Source organism: Methylobacterium terricola, assembly GCF_006151805.1.
GTDB lineage: Bacteria > Pseudomonadota > Alphaproteobacteria > Rhizobiales > Beijerinckiaceae > Methylobacterium > Methylobacterium terricola.
On the sequence record NZ_VDDA01000098.1, the window covers coordinates 1 to 1251 of the forward strand.

Here is a 1251-nt window from a genome sequence, read left to right on the forward strand (position 1 = left end):
TCAGCCGTAGATCGGGAAGCGGTCGGTGAGCGCGACGACCTCGCGCTTCGTCTGCTCCTCGAGGCCCGCATCGCCCCCCTCGCCGGCCCGGTGCAGCCCGTCCAGAACCTGCACGATCAGCTCGCCCACCCGCTTGAACTCCGCCACCCCGAACCCGCGCGACGTCGCCGCCGGCGTCCCCAGGCGAATGCCCGAGGTGATCGTCGGCTTCTGGGGATCGAACGGCACCCCGTTCTTGTTGCAGGTGATCCCCGCCCGCCCGAGCGCCGCTTCCGCCGCCTTGCCGGTCAGGTCCTTGGCGCGCAGGTCCACCAGCATCAGGTGGTTGTCCGTGCCCCCCGACGTGATGTCGTAGCCCCCGGCGATGATCGTGTCGGCGAGCGCCTTGGCGTTCTCTACCACCTGGCGGGCATACAGCTTGAACTCCGGCCGCAACGCCTCGCCGAACGCCACCGCCTTGCCGGCGATCACGTGCATCAGCGGACCGCCCTGCAGACCCGGGAAGATCGCCGAGTTCAGCTTCTTGGCCAAAGCCTCGTCGTTGGTCAGGATCATGCCGCCGCGCGGGCCACGCAGCGTCTTGTGGGTGGTCGTCGTCACCACGTGGGCGTGCGGGAACGGCGAGGGATGCGCGCCGCCCGCCACCAGGCCGGCGAAATGCGCCATGTCGACGAAGAACACCGCCCCGACGCTGTCGGCGATCTCGCGGAACTTCGCGAAGTCCCAGTGGCGCGGATAGCCCGAGCCGCCGGCGATGATCACCTTGGGGCGGTGCTCGTGGGCAAGGCGCTCGACCTGCTCCATGTCGATGCGCTGGTCGTCGCGGCGCACGGTGTAGGAGACCGGCTTGAACCACTTGCCCGAGACGTTCGGGGGCGCGCCGTGGGTGAGGTGGCCGCCGGCGGCGAGATCGAGGCCCAGGAAGGTGTCGCCGGGCTGCATGGTGGCCATGAAGACGGCCTGGTTGGCCTGGGAGCCGGAATTCGGCTGGACGTTGGCGAAGTCGCAGCCGAAGAGGCGCTTGGCGCGCTCGATGGCGAGGTTCTCGGCGATGTCGACGAACTCGCAGCCGCCGTAGTAGCGGCGTCCGGGATAGCCTTCGGCGTATTTGTTGGTGAGCACCGAGCCCTGCGCCTCGAGGACGGCGCGGGAGACGATGTTCTCCGAGGCGATCAGCTCGATCTCGTGCTGCTGGCGGCCGAGCTCCTGCGCGACCGCACCGGCGAGCTCCGGATCGACGTCGGACAAGGA

Annotated in this window: 1 protein-coding gene; it reads right to left on the reverse strand. The window is 69.3% G+C overall.

The window, feature by feature from the left end; all coding sequences use genetic code 11:
- Complete coding sequence (gene glyA / locus FF100_RS36790; protein WP_139040928.1) at nucleotides 1-1248, reverse strand: serine hydroxymethyltransferase; 1248 nt, start codon at nucleotides 1246-1248, stop codon at nucleotides 1-3.
- Nucleotides 1249-1251 lie beyond the last annotated feature (3 nt).